15 protein-coding genes are annotated in these 19,812 nt (G+C 69.1%); 8 read left to right on the forward strand and 7 right to left on the reverse strand.

What is annotated here, in order from left to right:
- Positions 1-759: 759 nt before the first annotated feature.
- Together acnA and ACQPXD_RS09675 are read right to left on the reverse strand one after the other, a co-directional pair.
- Positions 760-3,528, reverse strand: a complete 2,769-nt coding sequence (gene acnA / locus ACQPXD_RS09670; protein ID WP_432836891.1) for an aconitate hydratase AcnA — start codon at positions 3,526-3,528, stop codon at positions 760-762.
- Positions 3,529-3,773: 245 nt separating this feature from the next.
- On the reverse strand, positions 3,774-4,169 hold the full coding sequence (locus ACQPXD_RS09675) for a hypothetical protein (RefSeq protein ID WP_432836893.1): 396 nt from the start codon (positions 4,167-4,169) through the stop codon (positions 3,774-3,776).
- Positions 4,170-4,335: 166 nt separating this feature from the next.
- Between ACQPXD_RS09675 and ACQPXD_RS09680 the strand changes: the two genes are divergently transcribed.
- The 6 genes from ACQPXD_RS09680 (at position 4,336) to ACQPXD_RS09705 (ending at position 12,301) form a co-directional block, all read left to right on the forward strand.
- Positions 4,336-6,723 carry a polymorphic toxin-type HINT domain-containing protein gene (locus ACQPXD_RS09680; RefSeq protein WP_432836895.1) on the forward strand — a complete coding sequence of 796 codons (2,388 nt, stop codon included), beginning with the start codon at positions 4,336-4,338 and terminating at the stop codon, positions 6,721-6,723.
- A 50-nt stretch (positions 6,724-6,773) separates the two neighbouring features.
- The gene (locus ACQPXD_RS09685) at positions 6,774-7,163 is read left to right on the forward strand and encodes an Imm1 family immunity protein (protein ID WP_432836897.1); all 390 of its coding nucleotides are present in this window, start codon (positions 6,774-6,776) and stop codon (positions 7,161-7,163) included.
- Between the two features lie 242 nt (positions 7,164-7,405).
- Entirely contained in the window at positions 7,406-7,699 is a 294-nt protein-coding gene (locus ACQPXD_RS09690; protein WP_432836899.1) for a hypothetical protein, read from the forward strand.
- A gap of 143 nt (positions 7,700-7,842) precedes the next feature.
- A complete protein-coding gene (locus ACQPXD_RS09695) occupies positions 7,843-9,351 on the forward strand; it encodes a scabin-related ADP-ribosyltransferase (protein ID WP_432836901.1) in 1,509 nt (502 codons plus the stop codon).
- A gap of 765 nt (positions 9,352-10,116) precedes the next feature.
- The gene (locus ACQPXD_RS09700; RefSeq protein WP_432836903.1) at positions 10,117-11,232 is read left to right on the forward strand and encodes a hypothetical protein; all 1,116 of its coding nucleotides are present in this window, start codon (positions 10,117-10,119) and stop codon (positions 11,230-11,232) included.
- 163 nt (positions 11,233-11,395) lie between these two features.
- Positions 11,396-12,301 (forward strand): hypothetical protein, encoded by a 906-nt coding sequence (locus ACQPXD_RS09705; protein WP_432836905.1) that lies wholly within the window; start codon positions 11,396-11,398, stop codon positions 12,299-12,301.
- 22 nt (positions 12,302-12,323) lie between these two features.
- On the opposite strand, the gene ACQPXD_RS09710 is transcribed toward ACQPXD_RS09705, so the two are convergent.
- From ACQPXD_RS09710 to asnB, 5 genes are all read right to left on the reverse strand, one after another.
- Positions 12,324-12,743 (reverse strand): hypothetical protein, encoded by a 420-nt coding sequence (locus ACQPXD_RS09710; RefSeq protein ID WP_432836907.1) that lies wholly within the window; start codon positions 12,741-12,743, stop codon positions 12,324-12,326.
- Positions 12,744-12,926: 183 nt separating this feature from the next.
- Complete coding sequence (locus tag ACQPXD_RS09715) at positions 12,927-13,655, reverse strand: hypothetical protein (protein WP_432836909.1); 729 nt, start codon at positions 13,653-13,655, stop codon at positions 12,927-12,929.
- Positions 13,652-14,575: a carbohydrate kinase family protein gene (locus ACQPXD_RS09720; protein ID WP_432836911.1), complete on the reverse strand. Its 924-nt coding sequence runs from the start codon at positions 14,573-14,575 to the stop codon at positions 13,652-13,654. Before ACQPXD_RS09720 ends, ACQPXD_RS09715 begins: the two co-directional genes overlap by 4 nt.
- A gap of 10 nt (positions 14,576-14,585) precedes the next feature.
- Positions 14,586-15,689: an AAA family ATPase gene (locus ACQPXD_RS09725; RefSeq protein ID WP_432836913.1), complete on the reverse strand. Its 1,104-nt coding sequence runs from the start codon at positions 15,687-15,689 to the stop codon at positions 14,586-14,588.
- A gap of 11 nt (positions 15,690-15,700) precedes the next feature.
- On the reverse strand, positions 15,701-17,665 hold the full coding sequence (gene asnB, locus ACQPXD_RS09730; RefSeq protein WP_432836915.1) for an asparagine synthase (glutamine-hydrolyzing): 1,965 nt from the start codon (positions 17,663-17,665) through the stop codon (positions 15,701-15,703).
- Positions 17,666-17,735: 70 nt separating this feature from the next.
- On the opposite strand from asnB, the gene ACQPXD_RS09735 reads away from it, so the two are divergent.
- Both ACQPXD_RS09735 and ACQPXD_RS09740 read left to right on the forward strand, forming a co-directional pair.
- The gene (locus tag ACQPXD_RS09735; RefSeq protein ID WP_432836917.1) at positions 17,736-19,187 is read left to right on the forward strand and encodes an aminopeptidase P family protein; all 1,452 of its coding nucleotides are present in this window, start codon (positions 17,736-17,738) and stop codon (positions 19,185-19,187) included.
- 58 nt (positions 19,188-19,245) lie between these two features.
- The gene (locus ACQPXD_RS09740; protein ID WP_432836919.1) at positions 19,246-19,812 is read left to right on the forward strand and encodes a LemA family protein; all 567 of its coding nucleotides are present in this window, start codon (positions 19,246-19,248) and stop codon (positions 19,810-19,812) included.

A 19,812-nucleotide genomic window follows, 5' to 3' on the forward strand; every position in this document is an offset into this window, starting at 1 on the left:
GCGCGATGGACGGCTCATGCTGTGGCGGTCGATGTCAGCCGGTGGCTGTGCCCAAACGCCGTCACCGGCCCGGATCGGCTGTAAGGACGGCCTGCCCGACGAAGCAATTTACGCCCGCAACGAGTACGGCACCCGCGACTCCGGCGGCTCCGCGCCACCGGAGCCGGACGCGCCGCACCGCTGCTGCTTCGTGGCGCACGCCCTGACACCGGCACCCTAGGTGTGGGGCGCGGACGCCTTACCGAACTTGGTCGGCTTCAACCTGACCTTCCATACTCCGGCCCGCGCCATCCTGCCTGAGCGCCAGCGCGGCCTGTGCGTTCGAATTGACGCTGTCCGGCGACCTGCGCGAGGCCAGTTGCCGCCCGGGCGCGAACGGCCGGGAGGTCGTCGAGCAGCGGCGACTCGCTGGTCGTCCTCGACGCCAAGCAGTCCAGGGTCTACCGATACACGATCCCCGCCGCCGAGTAGCGCCCCGACCATAAACCTCGCGTCTGCCGGGCTGCGCCTGTCTGCATTGCGCATGCATTGGGCCTCCCGCGCTGTGTTGGACCCCCTGCGTTGCACCCGGGCTGCGCCGGCGTTGCGTTCGCCTGCGCCGGGTCGCCCGCGTGTTGATCTTGCACCTGTGGTGCCGGCGAAGGCGGACGTTTGCGGACCGCTCGGGCGCGGCAATTGCGAGATCGGCGAGGTGGGCGAGAGCCGCGAACGGCTGCGGCGGGCGTCCGTGGGACGCCCGCCGCTTCGTGGGTTGACGGGTCAGGCCGCGATCATCTTGCGGAGGACGAACTGCAGGATGCCGCCGTGGCGGTAGTAGTCGGCCTCGCCGGGGGTGTCGATGCGGACGACCGCGTCGAACTCGGTGCCCGTGTCGGTGGTCACCTTCACCGTGCGCGGGGTGGTGCCCGCGTTGAGCTGCTCGACGCCGGTGATGGTGAACGTCTCCGTGCCGGACAGGCCCAGCGAGTCGGCCGACTCGCCCTGCGGGAACTGCAGCGGCAGGACGCCCATGCCGATGAGGTTGGAGCGGTGGATCCGCTCGTACGACTCGGCGATGACGGCGCGGACGCCCAGCAGGGCGGTGCCCTTGGCGGCCCAGTCGCGGGAAGAGCCGGAACCGTACTCCTTGCCGGCGAGGATGACCAGCGGCACGCCCGCCTCGGCGTAGGACACCGAGGCGTCGTAGATGGTGGTCTGCTCGCCGGTGAGGTGGTTGACCGTCACGCCGCCCTCGGTGCCGGGGGCGAGCTGGTTGCGCAGGCGGATGTTGGCGAAGGTGCCGCGGATCATCACCTCGTGGTTGCCGCGCCGCGAGCCGTAGGAGTTGAAGTCCTTGCGCTCGACGCCGTGGTCGGCGAGGTACTTCCCGGCGGGGGAGTCGGCCTTGATCGAGCCGGCCGGCGAGATGTGGTCGGTGGTGACCGAGTCGCCGAGCTTGGCCAGGACCCGGGCGCCGGCGATGTCGCTCACCGCGGACGGCTCGGTGGCCATGCCCTCGAAGTACGGGGGCTTGCGCACGTAGGTGGAGTCGCCCGCCCAGTCGAACGTGTCGCCGGTCGGGGTCGGCAGCGACCGCCACTGCTCGTCGCCGTGGAACACGTCGGCGTAGCGGGTGGAGAACAGGTCGGCGCCGATCGCGGCGGCGATGGTGTCCTCGATCTCCTTCGGGCTGGGCCAGAGGTCGCGCAGGTACACCGGCTGGCCGTCCGAGCCAGTGCCGAGCGGCTCGGAGGTGAGGTCGATGTCCATCGTCCCGGCGAGCGCGTAGGCGACGACCAGCGGCGGCGACGCCAGGTAGTTCATCTTGACGTCGGGGTTGATGCGGCCCTCGAAGTTGCGGTTTCCGGACAGTACCGAAACAACAGTGAGATCCTGCTCGTTGACGGCAGCGCTGATCGGCTCCGGCAGCGGGCCGGAGTTGCCGATGCACGTGGTGCAGCCGTAGCCGACCAGGTTGAAGCCGAGTTTGTCGAGGTACGGCGTGAGGCCGGCGCGCTCGTAGTAGTCGGTGACGACCTTCGAGCCGGGGGCGAGCGTGGTCTTCACCCACGGCTTGCGGGACAGGCCGCGCTCCACCGCGTTGCGGGCCAGCAGCGCCGCGCCGATCATGACCTGCGGGTTTGAGGTGTTGGTACACGAGGTGATGGCCGCGATCACGACCGCGCCGTGGTCGAGCTCGAAGTCCTCGACCTTGACCGGCTTGGACACCCGCCCGTTGGATCCGGCGGCGGCCGACACCAGGTCGTGCGGGCGGTCCCCGTTGGCGGTCTGGGTGTTGGCCGGCGGGTCACTGGCCGGGAACGACTCGGCGCTGGCCTCGTCGGCCGGCCCCTCGATGCCGTCGCCGCCGACGTAATCCTTCAGTGCCGAACGGAACAGGGGTTTCGCGCTCTTCAACGGCACCCGGTCCTGGGGCCGCTTCGGGCCGGCCAGCGACGGCTCGATGGTGCTCAGGTCGAGCTCCAGCCGCTCGGAGTAGCTGGGCTCGGCGGCCGGGTCGTGCCAGAGGCCCTGCTCCCGGGCGTAGGCCTCGACCAGGGCGACCTGCGCCTCGTCGCGGCCGGTGAGCCGCAGGTACTTGATGGTCTCGTCGTCGATCGGGAAGATCGCGACGGTCGAGCCGTACTCGGGGCTCATGTTGCCGATCGTGGCCCGGTTGGCCAGCGGCACCGCGCTCACGCCGGGGCCGTAGAACTCCACGAACTTGCCGACCACGCCGTGCTTGCGCAGCATTTCGGTGATGACCAGCACCAGGTCGGTGGCGGTGGTGCCCTCGGGCAGCTCACCGGAGAGCTTGAAGCCCACGACCCGCGGGATGAGCATCGACACCGGCTGGCCGAGCATCGCGGCCTCGGCCTCGATGCCGCCGACGCCCCAGCCGAGCACGCCGAGGCCGTTGACCATCGTGGTGTGCGAGTCGGTGCCCACGACCGTGTCGGGGTAGGCCTGGCCGCCGCGGGCCATGATCACCCGGGCGAGGTACTCGATGTTGACCTGGTGCACGATGCCGGTGCCCGGCGGGACGACCTTGAACTCGTTGAACGCGGTCTGGCCCCAGCGCAGGAACTGGTAGCGCTCCCGGTTGCGGCCGTACTCCAGCTCGACGTTGCGCTCGAAGGCGTCCGGCCGGCCGAAGAGGTCGGCGATGACGGAGTGGTCGATGACCAGCTCGGCCGGGGCGAGCGGGTTGACGCGCTTCGGGTCGCCGCCCAGCTCCACCACCGCCTCGCGCATGGTGGCCAGGTCGACGACACACGGCACGCCGGTGAAGTCCTGCATCAGCACGCGGCCGGGCGTGAACTGGATCTCGACGCTGGGCTCGGCCGCGGCGTCCCACCCGCCGAGGGCACGGATGTGCTCGGCGGTGATGTTCGCGCCGTCCTCGGTGCGCAGCAGGTTCTCCAGGAGGATCTTCAGGCTGTACGGCAGCCGATCGGCGCCCTCGACCTGAGCGATCCGGTAGATTTCGTAGCTCGCGTCACCGACGCTGAGCTGGCTTTTTGCTCCGAAGGAGTCGAGGCTCGCCACGGCGTGCTCCTCTTGTCGTCAGTCTGGTTCCCGTCCGCCAGTCTTCCCCAGCGGGCGGCGGCGCGGGTCGCGGGGTTCGGGATACTCAAGAAAACCGTACGTCCGTCTTGTTAAGAAGGCAAGGTTGTACCAAGCTGTGGACCATGATTCACCACGCCCGGATCGCCTGCCCGGCGGGCTCGGCGGCGGCGCTGCGCGCCACCCGTACGGCAAACCGCCTGAAGTTCGTGGAACCGGCCTAGCCGCTACAGCTCGACGACCTCCCGGCCGTCCGCGCCCGGCCGGAACCCCGCCTCGCGCAGGATGGTGAGCAGCTCGCCGGACGGCGCGGCTTCGAGGCTGCGGGCCGCGGTGGCCCGCAGGGCATCCACCAGGGCCATCAGCACCTGAACGGCGCAGTCCCGCCGCCCCGGCGGCGTGGCGACCGTGACCAGCCGGACGACGCCGTCCTCACCCTCACCCTCGCCCCGCACCGCGGCCAGCGCCGCCGCCGGCAGCCGGTCCTCGGCGGCCGGGTCGACCAGCTCCCACCACTGCAGCGTCGCGTCGCCGGCCAGCCGGCCGTTCCACTGGTGCGCGGTCACCCGGGTGAGTTCGAGCCGGCCGGGCGGCACCCGGCGTACCAACAGCAAAGCGGTCACGACAGCAAGCCTCCACCGCGCGGCTTGCAAACGACTTGCCCCGGCCGCCCCTGGAATTTCCGCGACGCGTCTCCTAACGTGTGCCTCGCCGCGGGGCACGCTGCAGTCCACGACCAGCGCCGCGACAGGCCTGCTGGCCACGACGGCGGACGCGTTCGGCCAGATCGTGCAGCAGCTCACGAGTTCGACGGCGTCGCAGTCGTACACCTACGACGGTCTGGGCCGCCAGACGCGCACCGGCCTGTCGTACACCGGCCTGGACAACGACCTGGCCGCAGACACCACGGCGACGTACACCCGCGATCCGTCCGGCCGCGTGGTCGGAGTGAAGGGCACCTCGGCGCAGTACGCGTTCACGGATCGGCACGACGACGTCACGGGCCTGTTCACCGCGACCGGGACGGCACTGTCGGGCACGACGGTGTACGACCCGCTGGGCAAGGTTTTGGCGACCACCGGGATGCAGGGCAGCCTCGGCTACCAGTCCGAGTGGACGGACACGAGCACCGGCCGGGTCAACATGATGGCCCGCTGGTACAACACGGACACCGGCCAGTTCGACACCCGCGACACGGCGGGCAACAGCCCGGTGCCGGACTCGGTGGCCGCCAACCGGTTCGCCTACGGCGACGACAATCCGCTGACCACGACCGACCCGACCGGCCACTGGGGTATCAGCACGCTGAAAAAGGCGTGGAACGCGACCACCAACTTTGTCAAGGCGGTCACGCCGCCGGTCATCTACAACGCGGTGAGCAGCGTGGTGTCGGCCACGATCAGCCTGGCCAGGGAGGCCATCCACGCGATCGGCAACGTGGTCAGCGCGGTGGCGCAGGTGGCCGCGCCGGTGCTGAACGCGGGCAGGAAGTTCGCCGCGCAGGCCGCTCACACGGCGATGCGCAAGCTCGACAGGGGCGTCGCACTCGCTAGACAGGCGGGCAAGGCCGCGGAGTCGCGGGCGATGAAGGTCGCGTTGGTGAAGAAGATCGCCGACGCCAAGCAGCATGCCGTGCAGTTCGTTCAGGAACACAAAAAGGCGATCATCGAGGGCCTGGCCATCGTCGGTGGCATCGCGGCCGGTCTGGCCTGCACGGCGGCGACCGCGGGCGCCGGGGCCGTGGCGTGCATGGTGGGCGCGTCGGCGCTGATCAACCTGGCCAAGGACGCCGCCGAGGGCAACATCCACAGCTGGAAGGACGCCTTGGGCTCGGCCGGCACCGGCGCCCTGCAGGGCCTGGCCGGCGCCGCGGGCGGCTACCTGGGTGGCGTGGTCGGGGGCAAGGTGGCCTGCTGGGCCGCGACGAAGCTCACCGGCCTGGCGGTCAACACCTTCGGCAAGATCGCCGCTGGCGCTATCTCGGGCGGCCTGAGCGGCGCGGTGAGCGGCGCCGTGTCGGACGCGGTGTCGCAGTTCGGCACGACCGGCCACGTGGACTGGGGTTCGGTCGGCACGAGCGCGGTGATCGGCGGTATCACCGGCGCCTTCACCGGCGGTAGGGCCGGCAAGAACTCGCCGTGTGGCAGACACAGCTTCGATCCGCAGACCACCGTGCTCATGGCGGACGGGTCGACGAAGAAGATCGAGGACGTCAAGGTCGGCGACCAGGTCGCGGCCACGGACCCGGAGACGGGCGCGACGCAGGCCAAGCCGGTCACGAAGCTGTGGCTGAACCACGACACGGAGCTGACTGACGTCACGGTGAAGACCACGGCGGCCGCGGACGCGAAGCCGGTCGCGTCCGCGGGCCGGTCGACGGTGGCGAAGGCGGCGGTGGCGCTGGTCGCGGCGGCTGCGGTGGTGGTCGGCACGACGACGGTGCTGCACACGACCCAGCACCACCCGTTCTGGAACCGCACCACCGGCGAGTGGGTCAACGCGGCGGACCTGAAGCCGGGCGACGCCCTGAAGACCGACGACGGCGCGAGCGTCGAGGTCACCGCCGTCCACAACTTCACGTCCGCCAAGGACATGCGCGACCTCACCGTCGCCGACGTCCACACCTACTACGTCCTCACCGCTGCCGAAGCGGTCCTCGTCCACAACATGGGCTGTGGAGTCGAGGGCGACGGTGGGTCTGCTGGCGGAGGCGCGGACGAGTCAGGGGTCTTTGATCGTGACGCAGACGCAGCCACGCTTCCGCGCTACGAAGAGGGCGATCACACATTTGGCACAGGTGTCGTCTCCACGTCCGACTATTCGCCGGCTAGAGCCACGACGGGCACACGGTACGACGTTACGAGCGGTTCAAGTGACCGTAAGGACCTGCAAGAAGTAGCGAATGAGAGGCTGCGAAACGGCGGGGTGCTACCGGGACGAGCGAAATCTGGAGATGCCCATCACGCGGAGCAAAAGTTCGCGTCTATAATGGCCAGCGATCCCACCATCAGGTCTGGAGAGATGGTCATCAACAAACCGGGCGGACCATGTGGTTCTTCCAGACTCAGCTGCTCAAACGCAGTTAATTCCATTCTGCTACCGCATCAGACGTTGAATGTGCACTGGCGTGACGCGGCTGGAGTTTGGCAGCGCATGCCATTCAGAGGGCGAGGTTGACGTTGCCACGGGTAGAAGCCCGCTATCGAAGCGAGCGCGGCGAGCGCCGAGTGCTGATCACGGCGCCCGAGGATGTCGATGTCCTTGTCGATGGTTTGTTGGCGGGGTCTGCTTACTCGAACGTGGCTGTACTTTATTCGCTAGAACGGACAGAGTTGCCGTCCGGATTTCCTGATCACGAGTTGCGGGTGGGGGTGGATCGGGACCGGGAAGTCGGAGTGGTCGCCTTTATGGATGAGACGGGCAACTGGGTGCCCGACGGCTCGCTGGAAGGGCCAGCGGATATTCGATACTTCCTCGACGGTGAGCCAGTGGAGTTTCCGCCATGTTCTGAGGTTCCGTTGGTTGTCGTCCGGGAGGCGTTGCGGGAGTTTCTGACGACCCGCGGCAATCGACCAAAGTCTATTGGCGCATGGAAAGATCAATATCCGGACGAGTAGGTTGACGCATCCATCGTGCGGGTCCGACCCGATTTCGCTACGATGACCGGTCTGAATTAAATGGATCTTCGGTTTGCCATGAGCGCGATGCCGAACTGGTTAGTGGACGACGTGCTTGTCATGATCGGCCATCCTTGGGGTGATTTCGAGGAGCCGCTGGTCAAGTGGATGGCCAGTAGTCCCGGTCCTCGGCATGGGATTCATCCGGAGTCGGCGCGGTCTCGGTCGACAGGTGGGCGGCGTTGCCGCTGGCGGTGATTCCTCTGGCGTACCGCAATGATCGCGAGTCGCGGGGGCGGCGGGAATTGTCGAATTTGGCGTTCGACGGGATAGAGTTGGCGATTCCCGTGTTTGATCCGCCCTTTGCCGAGTTCTTTCCGCCGGACCGCGTCGCGTTGGTCGCCATGGTGATTGAAGGCAGAAGGCGGCATCCCGACGACTGGTATGTGCGCAATGAGCTCCATGGCGAGGTCCTGGCCCGTTACGACGACCTTGCGGCGGTAGCTGTCCGGCCGTCCGTCGGTCCCTTCAGGTGAGCTCGGGTGCCGGACATGCGGAGAGTCGCTGAGTCGGCATTCGGCGCTCATCGACTCCTACGCGAGAGGGGCCTTTCACACGCAAGCTCGACAGGGGCGTCGCACTCGCTAGACAGGCGGGCAAGGCCGCGGAGTCGCGGGCGATGAAGGTCGCGTTGGTGAAGAAGATCGCCGACGCCAAGCAGCATGCCGTGCAGTTCGTTCAGGAACACAGAAAGGCGATCATCGAGGGCCTGGCCATCGTCGGTGGCATCGCGGCCGGTCTGGCCTGCACGGCGGCGACCGCGGGCGCCGGGGCCGTGGCGTGCATGGTGGGCGCGTCGGCGCTGATCAACCTGGCCAAGGACGCCGCCGAGGGCAACATCCACAGCTGGAAGGACGCCCTGGGCTCGGCCGGCACCGGCGCCCTGCAGGGCCTGGCCGGCGCCGCGGGCGGCTACCTGGGTGGCGTGGTCGGCGGCAAGGTGGCCTGCTGGGCCGCGACGAAGCTCACCGGCCTGGCGGTCAACACCTTCGGCAAGATCGCCGCTGGCGCCATCTCGGGCGGCCTGAGCGGCGCGGTGAGCGGCGCCGTGTCGGACGCGGTGTCGCAGTTCGGCACGACCGGCCACGTGGACTGGGGTTCGGTCGGCACGAGCGCGGTGATCGGCGGTATCACCGGCGCCTTCACCGGCGGTAGGGCCGGCAAGGATTCGATATGCAACAAGGTGAACCGGCATAGTTTTGATCCGCAGACCAGGGTGTTGATGGCCGATGGGTCGACGAAGAAGCTAGAGGACGTCGAGGTCGGCGACCAGGTCGCGGCCACGGATCCTGAGACGGGTGCGGCGCGGGCCAAGCCCGTCACGAAGCTGTGGCTTAACCACGACACCGACCTGACCGACGTCACTGTCAAGGTCACCGCGTCAGCCAACGCCAAGCCGACCGCCTCCACGCATAAGTCGACGGTGGGCAAGGCGACGGTGGCGCTGGTCGCGGCGGCCGCGGTGGTGGTCGGCACGACGACGACGGTGCTGCATACGACCCAGCACCACCCGTTCTGGAACCGCACCACCGGCGAGTGGGTCAACGCGGCGGACCTGAAGCCGGGCGACGACCTGAAGACCGACGACGGTGCCACGGTCGAGGTCACCGACGTCTACAACTTCACGTCCGCCAAGGACATGCGCGACCTCACCGTCGCCGACATCCACACCTACTATGTGATGGCCGGTACCACACCCGTACTCGTACATAACTGTGATGTAACTCCAACTGAACATGTCCATCGAACAGACAGGGACCCACTAACGCGTGTAGACAACCGTCATCCTGATGAGATATTCCAAGATGGTTTCAAACCGTGGAACTCGAACGGGAACAATGATCTTCAGGTTCATGTCGACGATTCCCCGCGCGGTAACCTGGTAAGTGCATCACGCAACCCTGAGGGTGTTGGTGCGTACCCGTGGCTGTATGACATTGATGCGCCCGGCGGTATCGACCTGAATGCGACGGCGCTAGAGCATGGTAATCTTGAACCGAACTGGGGCGAGAACGAAGTGACTTTTCCGGGCGGAATCCCGGCACGATACATCCGTGGAGCTCAGCAGTATGACGAATTCGACAACCCCATCGGTGATTATTTGTCTAGCCCGAATTATCGACCATGAGCGCTAGTGGGATTAGTGAGAGTTGGGAGCGAACGGTTCCTGTCCTCCGTAGTGGCGAACGGGTAAAGTGTAAGTTGTCATGGGCTCGATTCCATGACCGAACGTATCGAATTAGTATCGACAGTCCTGCAGGTCCGATTAGCGCCACAGCAGATGATCTCTTCTCGGCACTCCAGCAGATACGGAGCGCCTTGGGGAGTCAAGATTGGTTGATCGGAGTGCAGGGCGCGCGGAAAGATGCATACCCTTCCGGCATGTTGCGGGACACTGTCGGTGCGCGCCGCGTCTATATACTTTACTTCGGAAAAGACATGGATCGGAACGACCTTGTGGATATCTTCGCGGAAGCAGATGTCAGTCTGCTTGGAACGGTTGACCAACAGGTTGAGTATTATCGGAACTGGCGCCTAAGCGTGGCGCGACGAACGCGAAAGGAAGATTAGTAATCTTACTGTCAACGACCACGAACCAGTAGGGTGAGAGGACCGTCAGGCCGCTGACCGGGCTGCGAGACCTGGAGATCTCGTCTCGATCAGCATCAGGAGCAGGCCTACCGATGTCATTCCGGTTGATCTGCTGGATCTGCTGCTCACTACGGGTGTCTGGTCGGCGTCGCAGGCGCTGTCCCACGCGCAGGCACTCCCGGGTCCCTGGGACCGAGGCGAGGCGCTCATACGCATCGCGGCGCATCTGACGCCCGCCCAGCTCGGTCAGGCCTTGTCCACGGCAGTTGCTATCGGCGTGGAATCAGCTCGGGCGGAGGCGTTGACCGGCCTCGCTCCGCATTTGCCGGCAGAGTTGCTTGCCGAGGCGGTAGATGCGGCCAATGCCATCAATGACGACCGGTGGCGAACTGAGGCGTTGACCGGAGTCGCCGCATACCTGCCTGACGAACAGCGCCCTGCCGCACTGGGTCTGGCAGTGTCTGCGGCGCGCGCCGTGACGGACGTGAGCCGCAGGGCTGCGGCGCTGACAAAACTAGCACCGCTTCTGCCAGACGAGAAACGCGTACTAACGCTGCGGGAGGCACTGGCCGCTACCGGCGCAGTCACCTTCGAAGACCTGCGCAGTGGGGAGCTGATCGCTCTTGCGCCGTATCTGTCGCTCGACCTTCTTGCGGAAGCAGTAGGCATGGCGTGCGACATCAACTCCGTGGGCTGGCGGTCTCGCGCATTGGCTGGGCTGGCACCGTTCCTGCCGGCGGATCTGGTCACCCGAGCATGGGCCGTGGCCAGTATGACCGCCCGCGATGCAGCGCGGGCGCAGGCATTGGCATGGCTGGCTCCGTACATGCCAGCCGGAGAACGTCCTGCCGCCTTGGATCAAGCGTTGGCCGCTGCCGTGGCCGTAGCCGACCCGGGGAGCAAGGTGGAAACCTTGGCGGGGCTCATCCCGCATCTACCAGACCGGCAGCGGATCGTCGCTATCCGCGAATCGTTGGCCGCGGTCAGTAACTTTGAGCACTCGCCTACAGACGGTGGCTCGCGCGTCGAGGCGTTGATCGCACTCATCCCGCACCTGCCGGACGAGCAGCGCACTCGCGCGGTGCAACAGGCGCTGACTACCGCCACCGCTATCGGGCGAGAGAATGGGCGCGTATACCGCCTCGTCAGCCTCGTACCGCACCTGGCCCACAGCATGCTGGCCCAGGCGTTGACCACGATCACCGCTACTCGATACGAGCAATGGCGGGCGCAAGGGCTGGCGGCAATCGCGCCGCATTTGCCGGCAGACCTGTTGACGCAAGCGGTGGTCGCAGCCACCGCCATCGATGATCCGTACTGGCAGGCTTACGCGTTCACCGGCCTTGCACCGCGCCTGCCTGCCGGTGAACGCGCTCAAGCGGTAGCTACGCTGAAGATCCTCACCCATGAGGACTAGCCCCCGTCCGGCCTGCTCGTGACAAATTCGTTCGGTCTCGACGGTGGACTGGCATTATTCGCGCCGGACCTTTCGCTGGGCACGCCAGACGGGTCAGGCGGCGTCGGTGGGCGTTTTACGAGCGCGACGCCGAACTCCTTGTCAACAGTGGTTCGGTGCGAGGGTGGGGCTGGTGGTGGACGGCGACTGGGATGTGGACGACGTGCTCGTCAAGATCGGCCATCCTTGGGGTGACTTCGAGAAGCCGCTGGTCAAGTGGATGGCCAGTGGTCCCGGTCCGCGGCACGGGATTCATCCGGAGCTGGCGCGGTCTCGGTCGACGGGTGAGGTGTTGCCGTTGACGGTGATTCCGCCGGCGTACCGCAATGATCGCGAGTCGCGGGCGTTGATCGCGGCTGGCAAGATTGTGTCGCCGTGGCGGGACTTGCCATGGTTGGTCGACGATTGGGGCGAGCGGTCCTGTGAGATCGGCGGTCCCCGGGATTTCGACCGGTCGGTTCCGGATCCGGAACGCGTGGACCGGCTGGCCGCGCGGGTCCTTGGCGTGGTGCCGCCGTCGGGCCCGGTCGAGGCGGAGACTGCGGCTCGGGTGCTTGCCCAAGTGCCGGAGTTCGCTGCCGCGGCGCCGATTATGGTGCGCCGGCCGGCGGCGGAGGGGCGGTGGGCGGAGTTTGACGCGGTCATCAGGCTTGCGGGTGCGGCCGGGCTGGCCGACGTCGGCTCGGTGTTGTGTGAGCTGCTGGAGTCCGACGTTGTGATGCCCAGGCCTGGGAATGTCGTGGATGTGCTGGGGGAGCTCAGGCTCGATGCGGCGGCCGACCTGTTGGACAGCCAGGTCGCGCAGTTCGTCTATGCATACGGGGACGCGGCGACCGCTCGGCGGTGTCTGCGCGCGATGGCGGTGATGGGCACGAACTCCCGTGTGAGGCTGACGCTGCTGCACTGGAGCGAGGGGTGGCCGGTGCCCGTGCCGGAGTGGGCGGGTGAGGAAGTGGAGGCCACCGGTGAACGAATTCCGCCGCCCGGCGGCGAAACCTACCGGCGCGATGCGACGGACGGCCGTGATTGACACTCTGGGACGAGCGGGAATTTCAAATATCAACGTCAGGGTGCCTTCCATAAACTTCGACCCCGTAATTGTTGCCATGGTCTCCGCCATTCAAATGCTGGACCATGCTACTGAGGAGGAAGCTGACCCGGGCTTCGCGGTCGAGGTCCAACAGATCATGGGTGACTATCTGGGCGAACTGACCGGTGACGATGTGCGTGAGTTCCGAGAAATCCTGCTCCGCATCGCCGACGAACGTTCCTCCGGGGACCCGTTGATCTCGCAGTACCTCCGGAGGCTTGCCGACGGGTATGGGCCGAGAGAATAGATAGGTAATGAGCCGAGGCGTGTGGTGGTAATCTGGGATGAGCGGATTTATCGACGGGATAGAGTCGGCGATTCCCTTGTTTGATCCGCCCTTTGCCGAGTTCTTTCCGCCGGATCGCGTCGCGTTGGTCGCCATGGCGATTGACGGCAGAAGGCGGTATCCCGGCGACTGGTATGTGCGCCATGAGCTCCATGGTGAGGTCCTGGCCCGTTACGACGGCAGCCCTGTCGCTCGGAGCTGGGTGGACTTTTCCAGGGGCTTGACCCAGTGGCGGAGGCCGAGGTCTGAGCGTGTCCCCACCCAGCGAACCGAGGCGGATCAGGCGGTGCCGGTGAGGCGGGCGTATTCCGCTGGGGTGCCGATGGCGTCGCGGTGGTCGGGGTGTTCCACGTAGTGCTCGACGATTGAGCCGAGGAAGACCGGCTCTATGGCGAGGAGTTCCAGGGGGATCAGGAGCCAGCCGGGGTCTGAGCGGCCGGGGCGGCGGATGCTCAGGGCGAGTTTCGGGGCGCGGACGGTCAGTGGCAGTGGGGTGGCGGGGACGCGGATGAGGTCGTCCCAGGTCAGGGTGCGGCGGCCGCCGGCGCGGATGTTGAGGCCGGCGGGGGTGACGACGATGCGGGGACCGCGGAACAGGGGCAGGGCGGCGCCGGCGATGACCAGGGCGGCGCCCGTGTTGATGCCGGCGCGGGTGGTCGTGGACAGTGCCGGGTCGCTCTCCAGGAAGACCGTGCCCAGCAGGGCCCAGCCCATGGTGAGGCGGCCCAGCAGGATGGGGGAGCCGGGGACCACGAAGGCGTCGCCGCGGACCCGTAGGGCGGCGGGGGGTGGGTTTTGCAGGGGGCGGAAGACGATGCCGAAGGCCAGGAATGCGGCGCTGAGCACGACGATCGGGGCGAAGAGCAGCATCACCGCCAGCCAGACCGGGGTGTTGGACGGGGCCACGGCGAACTCGTAGAGGACGCGGAGCACGACGATGAGCAGGGCGACCGCGGCGGCCGTTGCCCTGCACGCGGTCACGTAGCGGCCCAACCGCCCGGGCGTCACACGGCCAAGTCTACGAAGCGGGTGCGGAGGTCGGCGAGGGTCGGCATGGAGACGGCGCCGCCGGGGGACTCGCAGACCAGGCCCGCCACGTGGACGGCCACGCGGGTCAGGGTGGCCCAGCCGCCCAGGTCGTGCGGGCGGCCCTGGGTCAGGATGCCCCAGCTCAGGCCCGCCATGGTGGCGTCGCCGGCGCCGGTGGCGTCGACCGGGGCGATGCGGGGGGCCGGTACGAGGACCGTCCCGGAGCCCTGGGCCACCAGGGCACCCTGGGCGCCCAGGGTCACCACCACCGCGCCGGCGCCCAGGTCCAGCAGGCGGCCGGCGGCGGCCTCCGGGGAGTCGCCCCAGAGGGCCGTGGCGTCGGCGGAGCTCAGCTTGACCAGGTCCGCGGTGGCGGCGAACTCGGCGACGACCTCCGGGTTGACGCCGACGACCGGGCGGACGTTGGGGTCGAAGACGCGGATCGGGCCGGGGATCGACCAGGCGCGGCGGGCGGCGGCGAGCACCGGCGGGGCGAGCAGGCACATCGAGCCGCAGTAGAGCAGGGCGGCGCCGGCGATCAGGGACTCGTCCACGTCGGGGGCGTCCAGCAGGCCGTAGGAGGGGGGCTCGCCGTAGAACCGGAAGGTGGGCTCGTGGCCCTGGAACGTGGTGACGGCCAGGGTGGTGGCGACGCCCGGAACGGTCACGGCTCCCTCGGTACCGACGCCGTTCTTGTCCAGGAAGTCGAGCAGGCGGTTGCCGAACGGGTCGTCGCCGAAGGAGCCGAGGAAGTCCACGGGGGCGCCGAGGCGGGCGATGCCGACCGCCACGTTGAACGGGGCGCCGCCCACGGCCGGGCGGTAGACGAGCTCACCCCCCGACGTCGACTCGAGCAGATCGATCAGTGCCTCGCCGAGTACCACGCCGTAGCCCGTCATCCGGCCAGTATCACGGTGCCGGACGCTGCTTGGCCAGCCACAGCTCACGGGCCAGCTCGCCGGGGGCGAGGCCGGCGCCGCGGGGTTCGCGCAGCAGGCGGGTGGCGCCGTCGGACTTGACGGCGTACCACCGCTGGGACTCCGCGGTCGTGGGCGGCACGGCCCGCGCGGTGAAGACGAGCTGGGCGCGGGCGGTGTTGAGCCGCGGGTCGCCGAGCAGGCGCAGCGCCTCGGCGGCCAGGCTGGGGTGCAGGATCGCGTCGAGGTCGTCGACCAGCAGCAGGCCGCCGCGGTCCAGGGCGGGCAGGAGCGCGGCGAGCAGGTCGAGCCAGGCGATGGTGCCGTCGGACTCGCCGTAGGCGCCGAGCGGGTGGGCGCCGGTGCGGGCGTCGTGCACGAGCCGGATGGTGCCGCCGGCGGTGTCGACGCCGGCGATGCCGAGGCCGGCCCGGGAGACCAGCAGGGTGAGCTGGTCGCTCCAGCGGTCGGCGAGGTGGTCGAGGTCGGGGACCAGGCGGGTGCCGGGCGCGACCCGGACCGGGGCGATCGCGGCCAGGGCGGCGGCGACCGGGGCGAGCCAGGGGTGCTCCGCGTCGGCGCCGAGGGCCAGCAGGGTGGTGCCGGGGTCGGCGGCGACCGCCACGGCGAGCCGCTCCAGTTGCGCCTGGGGCAGGGTGCGCACGCCGGCCCGGTCGCGCTCGTACCACACGGTGCGCCGGTCCCGGCCGTAGCCGTGCAGCCACTCGGCGACCACCTCGCCCGCCTTGTAGGCGCAGCCCCACACGTGCCGGGCCCCGCCGGCCAGGAACTCCGCCTCGAGCCGGGTCGGCAGCAGCCGGGCCGCCGGGTCCAGCGCGAACGGCTCGAACCGGCGCACCGCGTCGCGGGCGTCGCTGCCGGCCGCGGCCAGGCCGCGCAGGGTGCCCAGGGCGCGCAGCACCGTGGAGCGGCCGGACGCGTTCGCGCCGAAGACGCCGGCCAGCGGCGAGACGCGCACGGCCGGGCCGTGCGACAGCGGCACGGCGAAACCCGCGTCGGGCGGTGTGGCCAGCAGCGTGAGCTCCTGGATGTCGCGGACCGAGCGGAAGTTCTGGACGCGGAACGTGAGCAGCATCGCCGATCACGCTAGAGGCGGCTCTCCTGTTCCCACCGGGCCTCCGTGCCCGCTTCACCACTCCAGTCACTACGGAAATAGCCCGGCCTCATGGTCCCGGTCACGAAGACGGCGTGCCAGACGCAGAAGACGAGTACCGTCCAAATCTTGCGGGAATGGTCGGCCTCCTTCTTGCGGTGGGCGCGCAGCAGGCCCCGGACGACGTCGAGGTCGAGCAGGTCGCCGGCGCCGGACGTGTCGAGCAGGCCGTGCGCCCAGTCATACATCTCCCCGCGCAGCCACGGCCGGATCGGCACCGGGAAGCCGAGCTTCTTGCGGTGCACGATCGGCTCCGGCACCACCCCGGCCAGGGCCCGGCGCAGCGCCACCTTGGTCTCGTGGGAGCGCGGGGGCACCTTGAGCTCGGTGGGCAGCGCGGCGGCGACCTCGAACACGGCCCGGTCCAGGAACGGGGTGCGCAGCTGCAGCGAGTGCGCCATCGTCATCCGGTCGGCCTTGACCAGGATGTCGCCGCGGAGCCAGGTGTACAGGTCGATGTACTGCATGGTGGTGACGTCGTCGAGCGCCCCGGCCTCCTTGAAGACCGGCGCCGTCACGTCGGTGTGCCGCACGTCGGGCTCGTAGTGGCGCAGCAGGGCGGCCTTCTCCTCGTCGGTGAAGATCCGCGCGTTGCCGTAGTAGCGCTCCTCGATCGGGGTGGTACCGCGCTCCAGGAAGCTCTTGCCCTTCACACCCTGCGGGATCACCCGGGACACGGCCCGCAGCCCGCGCTGCATCGAGTCGGGCAGGTGGCTGACCGTGGACAGCGACAGCGGCTCGCGATAGATCGGATACCCGCCGAACAGCTCGTCGGCGCCGTCGCCGCCGAGCACCACCGTCACGTCCTGCGCCGCCCGCTCGGCCAGGAAGAACAGCGGCACCAGGGCCGGGTCGGCGACCGGGTCGTCGAGGTGCCACACGATGCGCGGCAGGGCCCGCATGAAGTCGGCGGCGGTGACCACGGTCGCGGTCAGCGGCACGCCCAGGGCCCGGGCCGACTGCTCGGCGACGTCGATCTCGGAGTACTGCGCGCCGGGGCCGATCGCGTCGTACCCCACCGTGTAAGTGCGCAGGCCGGGGTCCTTCTCGGCGGCCAGGGCGACGATCGCGGTCGAGTCGATGCCGCTGGACAGGAACGCCCCGACCGGCACGTCGGCGTGCAGGTGGGCGTGGACGCTGTCGCGCAGCGCGTCGATGATCCGCCGGACCATCGCCTGCTCGTCGGTGACCGGGGCCGGGTGGAAGGTGAGCTGGCTGTACCGCCGGTTGGCCAGCGCCCCGCCCGGCGTGTAGACGAACGACTCGCCGGCGCCGAGCCGCCGCACGTCGGGATGCATGGTGGCGGGCTCGGGGACGTACTGCATCGTCAGGTAGTGCTGCAGGCGCACCGCGTCGACGGCGGCCGGGTCGGCCACGAACGGCAGCAGCGCCTTCTTCTCGCTGGCCAGGTAGACGCCGTCGGGGGTCTGCAGCTGGTACAGCGGCTTCACGCCGAACGGGTCGCGGGCGCCGAACGCCCGGCGGGCCGAGGAGTCCCAGATGACGAACGCGAAACTGCCGCGCAGCCGGTTGACGGCGCTGGGTCCCCAGTGGTGGTACGCGGCGAGGATGACCTCGGCCTCGGAGTCGGTGGCGAACTCGGCGCCGCGCTCCTCGACCAGCTCGTCGCGCAGCTCGGCGGCGTTGGTCACGGCGCCGTCGAGGACGATGAGATACCGCCCGGCGGTGACCCCGCTCGGCGGATAGGACAGCGGCTGGCGCCCGGCCGCCGGGTCGCTGACCGCGAGCCGCTCGGCGCCGAAGACGACGTCGTCGGTCGCGACGATCCGCTCGTCGTCGGGGCCGCGGTGGCGCATGAGCCCGAGGGCCTCGGCGATCGCATCCCGGTGTGTCGCCGCGGCTCCCCGCGCGCTGACATACGTGAGAAGACCCGCCATGGCATGCATCCTCGCACGCGGTACGGTCGCAGGTGGAGCACCAATTCGCGGCGACGGGAACGGGGTCACGATGGACACAGCAGGTCAGGCGCCGGTTGGCAGCCAGTCGCACGACCCTGACTTCCCCGAGCGGTTCCGCGCTTTCATGCGCACGGGCTGGCGCGAGACCGCCCTCGACGTGACCCCCCGCGCCGAGGCGCCCGACCACGCCAAGCGCCGCGCCGACCTGTCCGCCGCGTTCCCCGGTGAGACATTGGTCATTCCGGCCGGGGTCGAGTCGGTCCGCAACAACGACGTCCACCACGCCTTCCGCCCCGCCAGCGACCACGTGTGGCTCACCGGCGGGCACGACCCGGCGGCGGTGCTGGTGCTGCGCCCGACCGGCGGCGGGCACGACGCCACCCTCTACCTGCATCCCCGCTCGCCGCGCGACACCGACGAGTTCTTCACCGACCGCAACCTCGGCGAGCTGTGGATCGGCCGCCGGCACACCCTCGCCGAGAAGTCCGTCGAGCTGCAGCTGCACACCGCCCACCTGGACGAGCTGGCCGCGGTCCTGGACGACTGCGCGCCGGGCCGCACCCGGGTGCTGCGCGGCTACGACTCCGCCGTCGACGCGCGGGTGCGCTCCGCCGCGCCCGAGCGCGACCAGGAGCTCGCCTGGGTGCTCGGCGAGCTGCGGCTGGTCAAGGACGCCTGGGAGCTGGAGCAGCTGCAAGACGCGATCGACGCCACCGTGCGCGGCTTCGAGGACGCCGCGCGGGCCCTGCCGGCCGACCGCCCGGTCAGCGAGCGGCTCATCGAGGGCGTCTTCTGGCTGCGCGCCCGCCACGACGGCAACGACGTCGGCTACTCCTCGATCGTCGGCGCCGGCGCGCACGCCGCCATCCTGCACTGGACGCGCAACGACGGGCAGACCCGCCCGGGCGAGCTGCTGCTGCTGGACATGGGCGTGGAGAACCGCAACCTCTACACCGCCGACGTGACCCGCACGGTGCCGGTTTCGGGCGCTTTCACCCCGTTGCAGCGGGAGGTGTACGACCTCGTGCACCGCTCCCAGCAGGCCGGCATCGACGCGGTACGCCCCGGTGTCGCCTTCGACGACGTGCACCAGGCGTGCATGCGGGTGCTGGCCGAGGGGCTGGCGGGGCTGGGCGTGCTGCCGGTGAGCGTCGACGAGGCGATGGAGAAGGACAGCATCCTGTACCGCCGGTGGACCCTCCACGGCTTCGGCCACATGCTGGGCCTGGACGTCCACGACTGCGCGGCGGCCCGCAAGGAGCGCTACCGGGAGGGCCACCTCGAGGCCGGCTTCGTGCTGACCGTCGAGCCGGGCCTGTACTTCCAGCCCGAGGACGACCTGATCCCGGCCGAGCTGCGCGGTCTCGCGGTGCGCATCGAGGACGACGTCCTGGTGACCCCGACCGGCGCCCGCAACCTCTCCGCCGGGCTGCCGCGCACCGCCGACGAGGTCGAGTCCTGGCTGGCCGCGCGGCGTGGCGAGGAGTTCCGCCTCCCGTAACCTGTCCGATCGGCGACTGAGCCCGGCAGCGGCAACCCGCAGCCGTCACCATGCGGGCATGAATGCTTTGATCGTGCTCGGCGTCGTCGTCTTACTCGTGATCGTGATCTTGTGGTGGGCGGTGGCGACGTACAACGCGCTGGTGAAGGCCCGCACCCAGGTCGACGCCTCGTGGGCGCAGATCGACGTGCAGCTCAAGCGGCGGCACTCGCTGATCCCCAACCTGGTCGAGACCGTCAAGGGCTACGCCGCGCACGAGCGCGGCACGCTGGAGGCGGTCATCGCGGCCCGCAACGCCGCGGCCGGCTCGGCGCCGGCCGGCCCCGCGCAGCAGGCCCAGGCGGAGGGGTTCCTGACCCAGGCGCTGGGGCGGCTGTTCGCCCTGGCCGAGGCCTACCCGGACCTCAAGGCCAACCAGAACTTCCTGCAGCTGCAGGGTGAGCTGGGCAACACCGAGGAGAAGATCGCCTACGCCCGGCAGTTCTACAACAGCGCGATCCAGACGTACAACCAGAAGATCCAGACCGTGCCGACGGCCATCATCGCCGGCATCGGCGGGTTCCGGGCGCGGCCGTACTTCGAGGCGGCCGGCGGCGAGCGCGCCGACGTCAACGTCCGGTTCTGA

This window comes from Dactylosporangium sp. CA-092794, from assembly GCF_050948465.1.
In the GTDB taxonomy this organism is placed as follows: Bacteria; Actinomycetota; Actinomycetes; order Mycobacteriales; family Micromonosporaceae; genus Dactylosporangium.

Coding starts and splice junctions, on each gene's coding strand:
- ACQPXD_RS09695 (WP_432836901.1), top strand. CDS start 7,843: ATGAAGGTCGCGTTGGTGAAGAAGATCGCCGACGCCAAGCAGCATGCC.
- ACQPXD_RS09710 (WP_432836907.1), bottom strand. CDS start 12,743: ATGGCGACCAACGCGACGCGATCCGGCGGAAAGAACTCGGCAAAGGGC.
- ACQPXD_RS09720 (WP_432836911.1), bottom strand. CDS start 14,575: ATGACGGGCTACGGCGTGGTACTCGGCGAGGCACTGATCGATCTGCTC.
- ACQPXD_RS09725 (WP_432836913.1), bottom strand. CDS start 15,689: ATGCTGCTCACGTTCCGCGTCCAGAACTTCCGCTCGGTCCGCGACATC.
- asnB (WP_432836915.1), bottom strand. CDS start 17,665: ATGGCGGGTCTTCTCACGTATGTCAGCGCGCGGGGAGCCGCGGCGACA.
- ACQPXD_RS09735 (WP_432836917.1), top strand. CDS start 17,736: ATGGACACAGCAGGTCAGGCGCCGGTTGGCAGCCAGTCGCACGACCCT.
- ACQPXD_RS09740 (WP_432836919.1), top strand. CDS start 19,246: ATGAATGCTTTGATCGTGCTCGGCGTCGTCGTCTTACTCGTGATCGTG.